Origin of the sequence: Proteus penneri (genome assembly GCF_022369495.1) — a bacterium.
GTDB classification, from domain to species: domain Bacteria; phylum Pseudomonadota; class Gammaproteobacteria; order Enterobacterales; family Enterobacteriaceae; genus Proteus; species Proteus penneri.
In genome coordinates this window covers 2,761,000-2,776,396 of sequence record NZ_CP059690.1, presented here as the reverse complement: position 1 = coordinate 2,776,396, position 15,397 = coordinate 2,761,000, and the positions used below count along the sequence as shown (strand labels likewise).

The following is a 15,397-nucleotide window of genomic DNA, read 5'->3' as shown; positions in this document are numbered from 1 at the left end:
TTAATCCATGGTCACTTTTTTCGCATTCCAGACTAGCGTCGCTAAAATCATGGAGGCGATGGCAGAACCAATCCAGAAGTACTGTACTGTGGTGAAGTCGTAGTGAGTGATATCGCCAACTTGAGTAACTTTAATCAGTGATGCTGAAATTAACTCTTGCGCAGATGCGGCAATGTAAGCAAACAGTCCGATAAAGCCTTTTACTGCACCAACTGCGTTTTTCGGCATTAAGTCACAAGCGGTTAAGCCTGCTAAGAACACAACCAGACCCCCCATTGCAAAACCAACCATACTTAATGCAATAGCATCCATTACACGGCTTTGAGGACCCCAGAACATCAGTGCGAAACCAGCGATGTTGGCGATACCATAAATCAGTGTTGGAATATGACGGTTAGCGTTAAACAGTTTGTCTGAAGCCATACCCGCTAAGATCGCACCGAAGAAACCAGCGATTGGGTAAGTAGACATTGCGAAACCAGCATCAATCAGTGAGTAACCTTTTGAGCCTTGTAGGTAAAGAACAGCCCATGAACTGATTGCGTAGCGAGAGATATACATAGCCGCACAAGCCGCTGCGATGATCCACACTGTTGGTTGTTTTAATACGAATAACTGAGCACGACGAGTTTCTTTAGGATCACTTGATTTAACGGCTTCTGACTCTTCGCCATATGCAGTTGCTGGATCAGGTAAGCCATAAGTACGAGGACGGTCTTTTAAGATCATCAGTAAGATGATACCTGCCGCAATACCCGCGATACCGGCACCGATAAAACCTGCACGCCAGCCGAAGAAGCTCACTATGGTTGCAGTCAAGATCCAGGTAATTGCTTCACCAATATTACGCGAGCCACCCCAGATGGAATAAACGGTACCGCGCTGTTTTGGTGAGAACCATTGGAAGATAGAGACACAAGAAGGCGCTGAACCAACAGATTGGAACCAACCGTTAATACCCCATAACAGGATAAAGAACAGGCTCGCCGTTGACATTCCCATGAAGATACAAACAAAGGAAGAGGCAATTAACGAGATGGACATAAAGCGTCCAATATTGGCATAATCTGATAAGAAGCCGTTAGAGAACTTACCAAATGCATAGGTAAAGAAGAACGCAGAACCCATTAAACCGAGTTCAGCGGTGGTTACGATACCTGCATCCAGCATAGGTTTTTTCACCACACCGAGTGCCATACGAACCACATAGAACATGGCATAACCAAGAACAAGACCAAAGAAGACCTGCCATTGGTGCTTTTTATATATTGCGCGGATCTTTTCACTTGACGCTTCTATTAGCGGCAGATCCTTTCTGGTTTTAAAGAAACTTAGCATAGAGATGACTCCGAATATTATTCATGTCTGAAGCTGATTTTGGTTTTCAGAGCTGATGCTATTCATTTAGGTCATCTTGGTGCAAAAGAGGGAATTTGAGTCATCGATGACACATTCTGCTGAATCGGTGAGTCAAATTTGTAACATCGCTATTAGGTGTTGGTTTAAAAATGAGTGAAGATATCGTCGTATCATTGTTGTAAATGGGTCATTAGGGACTCATTAGCTCAAAATAATAAATATTGCTAAATATCAGAAGTTTGAAGTTCGACACATTTTTATGTTTATTCAAAACAAAATCAGGGGTATGTCATGAGAATAAAAATAACACTTAGTCTCGTCTGTTTATTGTTTAGTTGGCTGTTTATCACACCTGTGCGTAGTGATGAGCAGCCGCTTGTTATATTGACGACGCTTTCAGATACACCAATGAGACCACTCACAGAAGCTTTTAGCGCACGTTATCCTGATACCAAAGTGCAAGTGGTTTATCGTCGTGTCGCGATAGCAACACGTATGATGAAACAATATCCCACACAGCCTGTTGATATTGTGATGTCGTCATCGGCTAACTTTTTTCATCATTTAGATAGAGAAGGGTTGCTGGCGCGGTTACCTGTCAATTATGAAACGCCAAAATGGTTAACTCGTCATAGTGATATCTTAAACGATAAGATAACCACGGTTGGTTATTCTGGTATTGGTATTATGAGCAATACACAATACTTGCAAAAATGGGGGCTTCCTGCACCAAAAAGCTGGATTGATTTAAGTGATCCTATTTATCAAGGGCACTTAACCATGACTACACCAGCGAACTCTGGCACGATGCAATTGATGGTGGAAAATGTGTTACAAGAGTATGGCTGGGAGCGAGGATGGCAGATTTTACTGGAAACCAGTGGGAATCTTTCTTCCATTTCTGCACGCAGTTCACGTGTTAGTGATGCTATCGCTAGAGGTATTGTCGGCGCTGGGCCAATTATTGATAACTACGCTTTTAACCATCAAAAACGCTTTGATTTTGTTGAGTTTAGCTATTTTGATAAGTCGATTATTTTGCCGGCTTATGTCGCTATTGTGGCGGAAAGCAGTAAAAGAAACACCGCGGCCAAATTTATTGCCTTTCTTTTATCGGATGAAGGACAAGAGAGCATCTATAAAAGTGATATGGCAAAGATCCCGTTAAGCAAAGAGATCTTACGTAATAACGATGAACTGGCTAATAACACAGAATTTATTTTAAACAGCAATGAGGCTTATCGTCGTAGTGAAGTGGTTAATGCGTTATTTGATCAAATGATCACCCATAATTTTCCGTTAATGCGCCAAGTTTGGAGTGATATCCATGAAGCTGAAAGACAGGAAAATAAAACGTCAGAACGTCTTGATGCGATCAGTAAAGCACGAAAAATAGCAAGTTCAGTGCTTATTAGTGAGAAAGAGGCTAATTCACCGACATTACAAGCGTTATTTATGAAGGAAGCCGATCAGCGAGAGTATTCCGATCAAGCGTTAGCTGTGCTGTATCAATGGCGTACATTAGAAGCAGAAAAACTTGAACAAGCACGCGCTTTATTAAGAGAAAACAAATCACCCTAACCGCCTTGTGGTTCAGATATACAGCAGGAAGCGCTGTTTTTATGAAAGGTCTTACGGATGAAATTATTAGTGCCTAAACAATTTGGTAAATTAGGTAGACGTTTGTATATGGCGTTTATCTTTAGTTCTTTACTCACCCTATTAATTGGTGTGGTGATCTTTTTTATGTGGGGAAAATTGGCGACACAGATTAATGCGTCAGTGGGGGAGTCTCTACCGATGTTAACCACTAGCTATAATATGGAACGTTATAGCACCAATTTACAAATGCTATTAAAAGAGCGAGAACAGACACAGAGAAAATCAGTTTCAGAGCAACAACAGCAGGAAATTCATCAGTTACTCGATAATTTGCGTGAGTTTCCTATTGAGCAAAAGCCACAGCGTGATTTTTATACTCAACTTGTTGACGAACTGTCGGCATTAATTGATCAGCAAGATGTGTTACTGGATAAGCGTCGAGAATTGGAAAATAGGCTTGCTCAATTATTAGGTCAATTAGCATGGATGCATGACGCTGTTGGTGAAGATATTAAACCGCTACTTAATGAAATTGAGTGGCATGTTAGCCAAATGATTAATGAGAAAAATGTACAGGAAAACAGCCTACAACTTTTACTTGAATCCACATTATTACAAGAATTATTTACTACGGAAAATGAGTTAATTAGTTTAGTTGAAGAAATTGCTCATCAACGCTATAGCCGTGATATTGATGTCGCTTTTCATTATATCAGTGTTAAGATTGATGAAATAATCGCCTTAAATCAAAAGCTAAAAAGCTATCCATCAACTATTGCTCACCGCCAGATATTACAAGAGATTATTGCCATTACGCGTTATGACGGTGATATCTACCAGACATTGATTGATGATGTAGAAAACGAAAAAAAGCTCAAAGCATTAACTCCTGAACTGAATGAAAAATTATCACAATTTGATAGTGCTGTAAGAAGCAATGTTTTTGCTACCAGTGAAGCGCTAAATAAGCTTAATGATAATACTCGTAAACTGATGGCAACGGGGAAAATCGTTATTGTTGTCATCATTATTGCATCACTTTTGCTGAGTATTATTGTGATGAAAATCTTAATCGATAGAAGACTTATCGCAAGATTGAATAAACTCAGTGATGACTTAGCGCATGTCGCTAACGGTAATTTAACCGAGCCTGTACTGATTGAAGGACAAGATGAAATTGGTCTATTAAGTCGGCGACTTCGTCGATTTTGGCGTCAAATGAAAGAAGTTGAAGCTAGTAATGCGTTAAATCTTATTAATAACACGGATGCGAGTTTAATTACCTGTCACCACGATGGCAGGATAGAAACGGTTAATCCAAGTGCGGCAACACTCTTAGGTACAGGAAAAGAGCAAAATAGCAAACCGCTTTGGTTGCTGTTTAGTGGCGAAGCCAGCACGATGCTAAAAACTCAATTTAGCTCAAGTGGCCAGCTCTATTTATTAGGGCAGAGTGAATGTATTATTCGAATGGTAAAAGCGGGTGAGCCTCATTTCTTACAATTTAATATTCGAGAATATCCACATAAAGATGAACACAAATATATTGTGACTATCACAGATATTACGCGCCAAGAGTTAAGCCGATTAGAGCTTCAACGGCTGGTGGCATTAAAAACACAAGATTTACAGGATAAAAACCAGCAATTAAATGAAGAGATGTTGCGTCGTGAACAGGCACAAAAACATTTAATTCAGACACAAGAAGAGCTAGTACAGGCTGCTAAAATGGCGGTTGTGGGTCAGGCGATGACAAGCCTTGCACATGAGCTTAATCAGCCACTTTCTGCAATTAATACCTATCTTTACAGTGCAAAACTGACTATGCAGATGGGAAAATATGATCAATTACCTGATTCAATCGAACGTATCGAAAAGCTGTGTGCGCGAATGAATCGAATTATTACGGCATTGCGTAATTTCTCTCGTAAATCTTCATCTGAAATTAGCTTTGTATCAGCACCATTAAAAGAGCTGGTAGATAGCGCGATGGTGTTGGTAGAGTCTCGTTCTAAACGAGAGCAATGCATTATTAAGAATAATATTCCTGATGAATTAACTATTTGTGCAGATCCGACACAAATTGAACAAGTCTTAGTTAATTTGTTTGTTAATGCGATGGATGCTATTGCGGGTCTTGGTGAAAGTCAGATCACCATTGATCTTTTATCTGTTGATCCCAAAAGAAAATTAGTGGCGATCGCTGATAGTGGAAAAGGATTCAATTCAGAGGTTTTACCCAAATTATTTACCCCATTTACAACCACAAAAGATGTGGGGCTTGGGTTAGGGTTATCCATTTGCCGTTCAATTATGCAACGGTTTGGTTATGAAATTTACTTGGCCTCTACATTAAAGGGTGGCGCCATGGTTGTTTTGGAGTTTACAGATGACACAATCACACATGCATGATATTGACGTTTTATTAATTGATGATGATGAAGATATTCTCGAATCTTATCGTCATTTGCTTAATCTTGCGGGAATGATTGCCAGAGTAACTGACTCACCAGAAAAAGCATTAAGCCTTTTAACACCAGAATGGCAAGGTGCTGTTGTGCTTGATATCTATATGCCAGCAATGAATGGTATGGAAGTGTTAGAGCGCATTAAACAAATTGACCCTCGTATCCCCGTTATCATGATCACTGGCCATGGGGATATACCGTTAGCAGTAGAAGCGGTAAAAAAAGGCGCTTATGATTTTATTGAAAAGCCAATTAATCCTCCTGCTTTCTTAGAGTTAGTGGCGAAGGCTCATAAAGAGCGTCAATCCATTCTTTCTCTGAGAAATGCCGTAATCAGCACGACACAAGAGCGATTAGTGGGAGATAGCGCGCAAATCACCGCGATCAGAGAACAAGTACAACAAATTGCCGATATTGATAAAGATTTAATGATAGAAGGGGAGATGGGAACGGGACGTCACCTTCTCGCTCAACTCTTACATGAGTTAAGCCCGCACAGTGATAAAGCTATCCAAACAGTTGATTGTCAAAGTTTATCTGATATCAAACAGGTTATTGCTCAAATTGAAGCGGATGAAGTTGGAACATTAATTTTGCGTTCTCCTTATGATTTATCATCAGAAGCGCAACGTTGGCTAAGCTCTTATCTATTAGATATGGAACGTCAAGGAAAACGCCATTTTAGAACGATTGCGATTTTAGAAAATAATACACAACAATTGGTAACCGAAGGGCGATTAATCCCTGAATTTTATTACTATTTTTCACAAATCACTTTTTCATTGCCTCCGTTAAGTGCAAGACGCCCTGATATTATTCCGCTATTTAGAGCATTTTTGAGACAAAGTGCGCAACGACTCGGTATTGCAGTACCGAAGATTGATCGTAATTACCTCGATATTTTAAAGCGTTACGATTGGCCAGGAAATATTCGTGAGTTACGAAATGTGGCTGAACTCTATGCGGTAGGCATTGTGAAAATGGTTGATAGTGAACAACATCGAGCCATTATCCCACCAGAAGGCCCTTTGGATAATCTTGTGGATGAATATGAGCGTCGATTAATTGAGGATGCGTTATATTTATTTGCGGGTCGAGTGAGTGATGTGGCGGATTATTTGGGTATTCCACGTAAGAAGCTATATTTACGAATGAAAAAACATGATCTCGATAAAGATAGCTATAAGCCAAAAGTTTGATTTACCCAGCATGCCGTAAAGACCGTCCTTAAGGGCGGGTTGGATATCCAAAACACCTGTTTGAGTAAAGGGAGTAACTCCCTTTATAGCAATAGCAAGTACTGTCTTCTTATCAATAGCGTTTTTCGTTGACTTACCCGCACACTATTGTGCGGGTTTTTTGTGTAGATGAATTGAAAAAAGGGTTATGGCATTATTGGTTCAATACTTAACTCGCCCTTATTTGTGTCTAATTTTAGCATCTGAGATTCAGTCACTTTTAATAGTTCAGGCCCCAAATTTACTAACATGGGTAAATGCATTTCAGACGCGATAATGGCACTGTGAGAAAGGACATCGCCTTTGGCTAACACTATTCCCACGAATTTTTTATATTCCAATTGAATTAATGTGGAAGGAAAAATCTCTTTGGCGACCAAGATAGCGGGTTGTGAAGGGGTAAAGCTTGGGCGAGTTTTATCTTGTAAATGATAAAGTACTTGATTACGCAGATCACGAAGATCGAGTTCACGTGCGCGTAAATAAGGGTCGGTGAGAGCACAATACAACTGTGTTCTTTCTTGCATTTCATCTGACCAACTTTGCTGGGCACTGATCTTCTTTTCTTTGATGCGATCAATCACACTTGTGATTAATTCATCATCATCTAACATCATGATATGGCCGTTAAAAATGGCACCGATATGCTCACCTAATTTTTCACTAGCTTTATTGGCACTCTGTTTTAGTGCTTTTAGCGTGCTTTTTATTGCAAATTTAAGTTTGCCGATTTGAGCATCAATATCAATCGGTTCAGATAAGTTTTCGATAGGTGAAAGTTCTATTTCATGCCAAATAAAAGCAGGGGCCTTAATTTGGGTGACGGGGGCTAAAATGCCTTTTAATGTTAGGGTATTAGAATCAGAAGATAACTCCTCTCCAAAGCCATTTTGGGCAAGTTCAAGAAAAGCTGCAATCGCCTCCTCTTCTTGTTCACCAGAGGCAATTAGCGTTATCTCATCACCTTGGCGAATTTGTATTAATGAAAGCTGATTTAAACTGAGAGGATTAATACGCCTATCCCCTTTAACTAATTGATAATCAGCCTGAAAAGCAGAAAGTACCTCAACTAACGTTGCGGCCGGTCTGACGTGTAGACCATGGGGATTACGAACAACCCAACTTGCCTCTTTACCGTGAATTTTGACAGTGGCATTAATATCATTTTTAGATTGAACGAAATTTTCACCAAGTTGGATTTTCTTTGGATATAAAGAATTTGAAGCTTCTTCAATCACTTTTTCTAGTGATGCGCCTGAAGATGCGGCTACAACTGCAGCAAGCGTTCCTTCAACTAAAGGCGCTGAGCAGAGGGTGACTTTCTCAGCTAGCTCTGGATCAAGTAACTCAATCGCAGTTTCTGCACTTAGTATTGCACTACCTAAATCCATCATCACAACAATAGATTGTGCTGGTGAAAGCGATTCTATCGCCGTCATAATTTTAACGGCATCAGTGCCAATGGCATGTTCGTCATCGTTGACACCTGCGGCAACCGCAAGCTGGCAATGAGTTGGATTAAGCATCTGACTGGCAAGTTCTGCCACACCATCTGCGAGATGTTTACTATGAGAAACAATAACAATATTTATCATGGTAGACCTTTATGGGTTGCTTGGTCAGTTATGCATTAATACTATTTGCAAGGGCTTGTATCATCAGTACCACAGAAGCACTGCCGGGATCTTTATGTCCGATACTGCGCTCACCTAAGTAGCTTGCTCGCCCTTTTCGAGCCTGCATCGGAATGGTATTTTCAGCCGCTTTTTCAGCGACAACTTGTGCTTGATTGAGGGCTTCTTTGATAGAAAGATTTTGTTCACTCGAGTGTTTTAATGACTCAACCACCGGCCACCAAACATCACACATGGTTTTGTCATTTGGCTCTGCTTTTCCTCGGCTTACAATGCCTTCTACACCTTCTGTTACCATTTCAACAAGTTGATTAAGTTCTAAGTTTTGCAATGCAGCCGTGGGTTTGGCGGCACGAATAAAGAAGGTGCCAAATAGTGGGCCACTTGCTCCACCAATATTTGAGAGCAATGTCATACCTGTGGTTTTAAGGATTGTGCCAATATCTTGTCCTTCAAATTCAGGTAGTTTTTCTTGCACTTTTCTAAAGCCTCGGTTCATATTTAAACCGTGGTCAGCATCACCAATTTCACGATCTAAGTCTGTCAGATAATCACTATTTTGTTCAAAAAGTGATGCGCATTGTTGTAACCAAAGAATGATTTGAGCATGTGTTAAAGCCATTTTTTGTTCCTTTTCTTGTGATTAAAGACTTATTTCACCATCGCTGGTGTATTCACAGGGGCATCCCATAAGGTAAGTAATTCATTATCAACTTTTAATAACGTTATTGAGATCCCTGTCATATCGAGCGAAGTACAATAAGAACCAATTAAAGAACGTTCGATGGTCAAGCCAAATTTTTCACAGCATTGAGTTAAACGGTTATAAACACCATAAAGTTCAGATTGTGGTGTGGCACCAAGGTTATTCACTAAGACAATGACGCGATCGCCAGATTTTAACGGCTGTTTTTCCTGCTTTTCATCGATCCAAGTGCCGTTTTCACGATCCCAATTGCGGATCACTCGTTGATAGTGACCATTTTCAATTAAGGTATTAAACATGGCATCAACGGTATCATTGAGAGAAGTAAATTTACGGCGGTCAATACCCGGTTCACCATGAATACCGACACCAAACTCCATTTCATTTTCAGGTAAAGTAAAAGAGGGTTTTCCTGCGGCTGGAACCGTACAGGCTTCTAAGGCGATACCGATAGAAAAACCATTGTTATTAATGTGGTGACCTAATTTAACTAGTTCATCTAGAGCGTCGCCTCTTTCTGCTGCCGCGCCCAGTAGTTTTTCTATTAAAACGGTATTGGCAACACCACGGCGCCCTGCGGTATATAAGCTATCTTTTACCGCTACATCATCATCAACTAATACGGTTGCGATTTTTACACCGTCGTCATGAAGCAGTTCTGTTGCTGTTTCAAAGTTAAGTACATCACCGGTGTAGTTTTTCACGATCATTAAAACACCTTCACCGCTATCAATCTCTTTGGCGCAGTCATACATTTTATCTGGTGTTGGTGACGTAAATATTTCACCCGGACATGCACCATCAAGCATTCCTTTACCCACAAAACCTGCATGCATAGGTTCATGCCCGCTACCACCGCCGGACAATAGCGCAACTTTATCTTTTACTGGAGCATCTTTTCGCGTGACATAAAAAGAGGAGGGATGAAGTTTGATTTCAGGATGGGCTTTTGCAAAGCCTTGTAGTTGTTCAGATAACACATCATCAACTCGATTAATCAGCTTTTTCATCTTAAATGCTCCATTTGAAATTTGTGTTTAGTCTTCAAACTAGAAATAGGGGTTCTGGTTTGGGGGCTGACAAATTATTTATTAAAGGATTGGCAAACACAGTATCAATAGGCGTGTTTGTTTTATTTAAAACATAAGAATTATTTTCATTTAGCTTAAAAATGAATCTACATCATTTATCTTTCTATAAGAATAAGTTAGTCAAATAACCTGTCAGAATGGGAGCAAGATCATAAAAATAAATAAAAAAGAGTATCTATTTGTGAGGGTTACATGTCTTGCAAAAGCGTCAATGCTTTATCTCGTTGCTCTGGAGAAAGATTTTTAATGACATCTAATAACAACGTATTCTTGTTTTTTGCGCTAGGCATAAGGGTGTGACTAAACGTGAGGTTTAAAACAAAGGTATGTCCGCATTCAGGATCACGACAAGCGCAATAGAGATCGGATAACTCTTTGTGTTTACGATTACTTTTCTTTATAAGCGCTTTTTCACCACATTCAGGACAAAAGATAGTTAAGACACGCATATTATTTTTCTCTTTACTAAGGGCTATCGGATACCTTCTATATTAGCTTAAAATTGTATTATAACCAGCCTATTTATTGTTTTTTTATATAAATATTTGTTTTATGGTTGTTTAAAGGCATATAAAACAAGTTTATTTGTATTGTTTGGTGTGAATAGTTCGGTTATTGTCGGTTAAAGCATGATAGCCGACAATAACCGAACAAACTTACTAGCCTGAAATACAAACTTTGTCGATAATGATTTTACGTTAAACCATATGGAGATAAGTAACGCTTTACAGATTATCTGATGAATGTTGGGAGGAGAGGGTTCTTTTTACGGTTAAAAAAAGTGTGATCAGAGATGAGGTGTATTCATGGATGAATATGACAGCACATTGATATCGTTAGTGGTAGTGGGCGCTTTTATTGCATTAGGAAAGATGCTCGTTGCGAATGAAACAATGACATTAAGATTGTTTATCGGCAAAATTATTTTAGGCTCGGCGGTTTCTGTTGTTGCTGGCGCACTGCTTATTTTATGGCCTGGAATTGATTCTGTCGCAGTAATGGGGATTGGCTCAGCGCTCGGTATTGTGGGTTATCAGTTAGTCGAAATCTGGTTACGTAAACGAGGTAATCAATTTTTTTCAGGGAAAGAAAAAGAGGATACCAAGTAAAAAGTGCAATATGTTTTCATCATAAAAAGTCGATAAAGTCAGTTTTGTCTCGAATGACTAAGGAGTTAGGTCATGTTCAACAAACAAGCGTTATATGCATGGATTGCAATACTGGCGTTTAGTTTGGTTTGGATTGCTCAAGGATGGCATCGAGATAATATAGCGTTAGAACAACGGATGTTAATAACGGTAATCGAAGATCAAGCAAACAGGGATGTTTGTCTTGATCTTCACTTTTTTCTTTATCATCCATCTAAATATGCTGACATCCTTTTGGGCTAATTAATTGGCCTTGTATGTCAGCGATACCGATGTGGGCAATGCAACCCGCATTAAATTGTAAATAGTCATCTTCTATACCATCAGAGAAAATTACGCCATTTTCTGGCATCAAAGATTCTAATTGCAACGGTGAATCTGGCTCAATCGTGCCGAAAGTGAGTGCCACTCCGGTCGTTCTGCTTGGAAACGGTTCTCTTACACTAAATTGTAATTTTCGTTCACTCCAGTTAAAACCTTGTAACAGAGGGTGCGAAGTTTCTCCTGTAATGGCCATCGCACCAGCAAGAATAGATTGAAACCAACCTGTTGATCCCAGTCCTGTTGATACAATAATGCCTGATGAAGATTGCGCTTCTTGAGCGCCACTCCATTGTAAAATATACCGTGCGGAGGTGTGACTTTTAGGGCCAATAAATAAGTCATTCACTGCTAATAGTGATTGACCATCATTGGTTGTCGCTTGCGCGAATGTGACCGTTTTAAATGGCATTTTTTGATTAATGGTATTAATGACTGTCTCTTTTAATTGCCCTATTTCAAAGGGTAATAATTTACCATCCCATCTTGATGGATCAGGATTTATGGCAATAATGGGCTGTCCATTAAGGTATTTTAATGTATTAGCAACCAATCCATCTTGACCGATCACCACCACAATGTCGTGGGGTGAAAATTGATAGCTAGGTAATAAACCTCTTTCTAAAAGTTGAAAACGCCCTAATGATTTTAAAATCAGTTCAGCTTCTGTTAATTGTTTTTGATATAAATTGTGTTCATTGAGGTAATCCTTTACCTCAACATTGTTGTGTTCTAGATAGAATTTGGCTTGTGACCAAGTATTAAAACGCTCGATTAATTCCTGTAAACGGCTTTTTCTCATCACCAGTACGAAGCGAAAATCATTATTACGTTGCATTATTTCCCCCCTTTTTTCATGAATTGGCTAAATAAATCAGGGGTGATATTTAGTTCGCCAATTTTTCCTGAATTCAGCGCTAAGGTTTCAAATGCCATGGCCATTAACTGTTGTGAGTCCATTTTTGCTAGCGCCATGGCTTTTAGGTTCTCAACGGGTAATTCACGATAAGCACGCATAGTCGCCTCAATGGCATAAGCATCGGCTTCTGATTGTGTTCGCTGATTTTCAGCACTTAACGCGACCAGTTCTTTGCGTTTTGCTTCTGCATTAACCTTCGCTTCAAGGCGCTCTTTTTCAATCTCGGCTTGTTCTCGTAATAATGTACGTTCATTTTCTAAGCGTGCTTCTTCAATTTCTTGACGTTTACGTTGAACGGATAAATCGGTTTCTAACTCAGCTTCTTTAATGGTGCGTTCTTGTTCTACTGAGAATTTACGGCGAGCATAAATGGCATCATCGGCTTCTTTCAGTAAGGATTCTCTCGCTTCGGCTTCTAGTGCTTTTAAAGTTTCTGGTGATGGTGTGATTGCCGCAATAGAGACATCTAAAATCGCAATACCTAATGCTTCTAATGATGAGTGTTCAATCAATTGTTCCATCACTAAAGTGACTAATGATTGGCTGAGTAATAACGCTTCTCTAAGTGGGGTACTTTGGATCTTTGCTTGAATTAAGGTTTGTGCAATACGTACAACGCGATCACTGAGTTTGAGTGGATCTTCAGAGGCATAAGACTTGCCGTTTTTACTCAAGTTAAAATTGAGCACTTCTGCCGCTTTTTCAGGCGCTTTGACCTGAAATGAAATTTGCCCTTGAATGCGTAAACCCTGAAAGTCTGCGGTTTGGAAGTTAAAAATAAAAGGGGCTTCTTGAGCGTTTAAAGGTAATGCCGCAATAGAGGTTGTGGCTGAGTTATACCAAAAACTTAAGCCTTTACCTTGTTGGCGGATTTTGCCATTAACGGATTTAATGATAAATGTTGATGAGTCAGCTTTAAAATAATTTAAGTTAAACATAGTATTTCCTTATTAAGTGTCTTTATGACAATAATTGATTGTGTCTTATCGACACTATAATTGTCAGCTGATTTAGTGTCTTTATGACAAAATTTGATTTTTTGCTGTTTAACCTTAAAATAGCCTTATCGTTTTCTAATAAAGCTTCCGTCATGAATGAACAAGATTTTTTAGCCAGTTATAACCGTCGTGATTTCCTATCCCCACTAATCACCGTTGATGCCGTGCTGTTTACTTATCATGAAGAGCAGCTAAAAGTGTTGTTGGTGAAAAGAGGGGAGCATCCTGAAAAAGGAAAATGGGGTTTACCCGGTGGGTTTGTTGATGAAGTGCAGGACAAATGCCTTGAAGATACAGTGCTCAGAAAATTAAAAGAGAAAACGGGTGTGATCCCTCCTTATATTGAGCAACTCTGTTCAGTGGGAAATAGCCAGCGTGACGCAAGAGGTTGGTCAGTAACGGTTTGTTATACCGCGTTGATTGCACATCAAGCCTGTGAAGCACATATTGATACTGTGGATTCGGTAATGTGGTGCCCTATTGATGAGGTTACACAACAAAGCTTAGCCTTTGATCATCAAGAATTAATTACACAAGCGAGAGAGCGATTAAAGCAAAAATCACTCTATTCAATTGTTCCCGGATTTGCATTACCCGAGGTGTTTACCTTGCCTGAGTTACAACATGTCCATGAAATTTTGATTGGGAAAGAGATCCAGAAAAAATCATTTAGACGACGCATCGAACAGGCAGATTTATTGATTGATACTGGTGAAAAACGGGCAGAGAGAGGACGCCCTGCAAGTCTATATCGACTCAAAGAGGCGTCGGCAGATTATCGTTTTATTCGTAATCTTGAGTTTTAATTTTTGAGTTGTTTAACAAAATAATCGGCGCCATCTCGGATGGCGTCATCAGCCACTTTCATCATACGTGAATAATGTAAAAAGGCATGTAATGTGCCAGAATACATTTTATATTCACAAGGTAATTGATGGGCTTCTAGCGTTTTAAATAACGTCACACTATCATCAATAAGTGGGTCGTATTGTGCGCTGGCGATAAAGCAAGGTGGAATATCTTGCGTCAAATCGTTATTAAATAAGCAATAATAAGGTGCGTCACGACTGCCAAGTGCGGTTAAATACGCATTATCATATTCTTCGAGATCTTGCTGGCGTAATCCATCCCATTCACCACCATACAGCCGACGGCTGGTGGAATCACGTAAGCCATATAATCCATACCAAAGTAAAGCTGCGCTCACTTTGCCACAGTGAATGTGTTTGTCACGCAACCATAACACGGTGGCAAGTGATAACATGGCACCTGCGGAGTCACCAGCAAAACCAATACATTGAGTATTAATATTGTAGTGTTTTGCATTTTGATAATAGTACTGACAAACCTGTGCGGATTCATCAATGGCTTGGGGATAGCGCGCTTGCGGTGACAGTGAATAATCAATACCAATAACGGTACAGCCAGTATAGCTGGCAAGCAGTCGCATAATGCGATCGTGGGTATCTAAATTCCCTAAAATAAAACCGCCACCATGCAGATAATAGAGAGTTGCGGGTGTTTTTTCTTTGGGTTGATAAAGACGCGTTAATACATTTCCATAAGAAGTACTAACCGAAATATCTTTTACATTAAACATCTCTGGTGCGTCTGCATTCCAATAACGTCTGTCTTGATTATAAGCAAGGCGCATAGAAGGGTAGTCATTACTTTCCGGCGCAGGTTGCGGATTATCTGCATAATATTGCATAACTTGCTTCATTTCTGGCGAAATAAGTTCTAGCACATTGATTTTATTTTTAATATTCATTAGCCCCTCCAATTATCACTATGCGGTATTGTAAATGCTAGGGCTTAATAAACTGGGATCTTGGTATCCAATATTGAAGGTTAGAAAAGTATTGAGGGGTTTCGCACTGAAAATGTGATTTTGCGTTGATATCAAATTAAAG

Annotated in this window: 14 protein-coding genes; 6 read left to right on the top strand and 8 right to left on the bottom strand. The window is 39.6% G+C overall.

Going from position 1 to position 15,397, the window contains the following annotated elements; translation table 11 throughout:
- Window positions 1–1,338, bottom strand: a complete 1,338-nt coding sequence (locus H1225_RS12570; protein ID WP_161707030.1) for an MFS transporter — start codon at window positions 1,336–1,338, stop codon at window positions 1–3.
- 312 nt (window positions 1,339–1,650) lie between these two features.
- Between H1225_RS12570 and H1225_RS12565 the strand changes: the two genes are divergently transcribed.
- From H1225_RS12565 to H1225_RS12555, 3 genes are read left to right on the top strand one after another with little or no spacing between them, the layout of a single operon-like run.
- A complete protein-coding gene (locus H1225_RS12565) occupies window positions 1,651–2,940 on the top strand; it encodes an ABC transporter substrate-binding protein (protein ID WP_239739143.1) in 1,290 nt (429 codons plus the stop codon).
- Window positions 2,941–2,997: 57 nt separating this feature from the next.
- On the top strand, window positions 2,998–5,373 hold the full coding sequence (locus H1225_RS12560; protein WP_109848061.1) for an ATP-binding protein: 2,376 nt from the start codon (window positions 2,998–3,000) through the stop codon (window positions 5,371–5,373).
- Window positions 5,351–6,628: a sigma-54-dependent transcriptional regulator gene (locus H1225_RS12555; RefSeq protein ID WP_161724180.1), complete on the top strand. Its 1,278-nt coding sequence runs from the start codon at window positions 5,351–5,353 to the stop codon at window positions 6,626–6,628. Before H1225_RS12560 ends, H1225_RS12555 begins: the two co-directional genes overlap by 23 nt.
- 185 nt (window positions 6,629–6,813) lie before the next feature.
- Here H1225_RS12555 and dhaM read toward each other — a convergent pair whose 3' ends face one another.
- From dhaM to H1225_RS12535, 4 genes are all read right to left on the bottom strand, one after another.
- On the bottom strand, window positions 6,814–8,262 hold the full coding sequence (gene dhaM / locus H1225_RS12550; protein WP_109848063.1) for a dihydroxyacetone kinase phosphoryl donor subunit DhaM: 1,449 nt from the start codon (window positions 8,260–8,262) through the stop codon (window positions 6,814–6,816).
- 28 nt (window positions 8,263–8,290) lie between these two features.
- Complete coding sequence (gene dhaL, locus H1225_RS12545; RefSeq protein WP_006536081.1) at window positions 8,291–8,923, bottom strand: dihydroxyacetone kinase subunit DhaL; 633 nt, start codon at window positions 8,921–8,923, stop codon at window positions 8,291–8,293.
- A 29-nt stretch (window positions 8,924–8,952) separates the two neighbouring features.
- Complete coding sequence (gene dhaK / locus H1225_RS12540; protein ID WP_161669313.1) at window positions 8,953–10,017, bottom strand: dihydroxyacetone kinase subunit DhaK; 1,065 nt, start codon at window positions 10,015–10,017, stop codon at window positions 8,953–8,955.
- Between the two features lie 269 nt (window positions 10,018–10,286).
- On the bottom strand, window positions 10,287–10,547 hold the full coding sequence (locus H1225_RS12535; RefSeq protein ID WP_006536077.1) for an Ogr/Delta-like zinc finger protein: 261 nt from the start codon (window positions 10,545–10,547) through the stop codon (window positions 10,287–10,289).
- 357 nt (window positions 10,548–10,904) lie between these two features.
- Here H1225_RS12535 and H1225_RS12530 point away from each other — a divergent pair, with 357 nt between their 5' ends.
- Both H1225_RS12530 and H1225_RS12525 read left to right on the top strand, forming a co-directional pair.
- The gene (locus tag H1225_RS12530; RefSeq protein WP_072064343.1) at window positions 10,905–11,207 is read left to right on the top strand and encodes a phage holin family protein; all 303 of its coding nucleotides are present in this window, start codon (window positions 10,905–10,907) and stop codon (window positions 11,205–11,207) included.
- Between the two features lie 72 nt (window positions 11,208–11,279).
- A complete protein-coding gene (locus tag H1225_RS12525; RefSeq protein ID WP_115065622.1) occupies window positions 11,280–11,489 on the top strand; it encodes a hypothetical protein in 210 nt (69 codons plus the stop codon).
- Here the strand turns inward: H1225_RS12525 and H1225_RS12520 are convergent.
- Window positions 11,461–12,405: a diacylglycerol kinase catalytic domain-containing protein gene (locus H1225_RS12520; RefSeq protein WP_006536072.1), complete on the bottom strand. Its 945-nt coding sequence runs from the start codon at window positions 12,403–12,405 to the stop codon at window positions 11,461–11,463. The two genes, H1225_RS12525 and H1225_RS12520, sit on opposite strands and share 29 nt — an antisense overlap.
- Entirely contained in the window at window positions 12,405–13,424 is a 1,020-nt protein-coding gene (locus H1225_RS12515) for an SPFH domain-containing protein (protein WP_109400006.1), read from the bottom strand. Before H1225_RS12515 ends, H1225_RS12520 begins: the two co-directional genes overlap by 1 nt.
- 152 nt (window positions 13,425–13,576) lie before the next feature.
- On the opposite strand from H1225_RS12515, the gene H1225_RS12510 reads away from it, so the two are divergent.
- Window positions 13,577–14,290 carry an NUDIX hydrolase gene (locus H1225_RS12510; protein WP_006536068.1) on the top strand — a complete coding sequence of 238 codons (714 nt, stop codon included), beginning with the start codon at window positions 13,577–13,579 and terminating at the stop codon, window positions 14,288–14,290.
- Here H1225_RS12510 and aes read toward each other — a convergent pair.
- Window positions 14,287–15,255, bottom strand: a complete 969-nt coding sequence (aes, locus tag H1225_RS12505) for an acetyl esterase (protein ID WP_239739142.1) — start codon at window positions 15,253–15,255, stop codon at window positions 14,287–14,289. The two genes, H1225_RS12510 and aes, sit on opposite strands and share 4 nt — an antisense overlap.
- Window positions 15,256–15,397 lie beyond the last annotated feature (142 nt).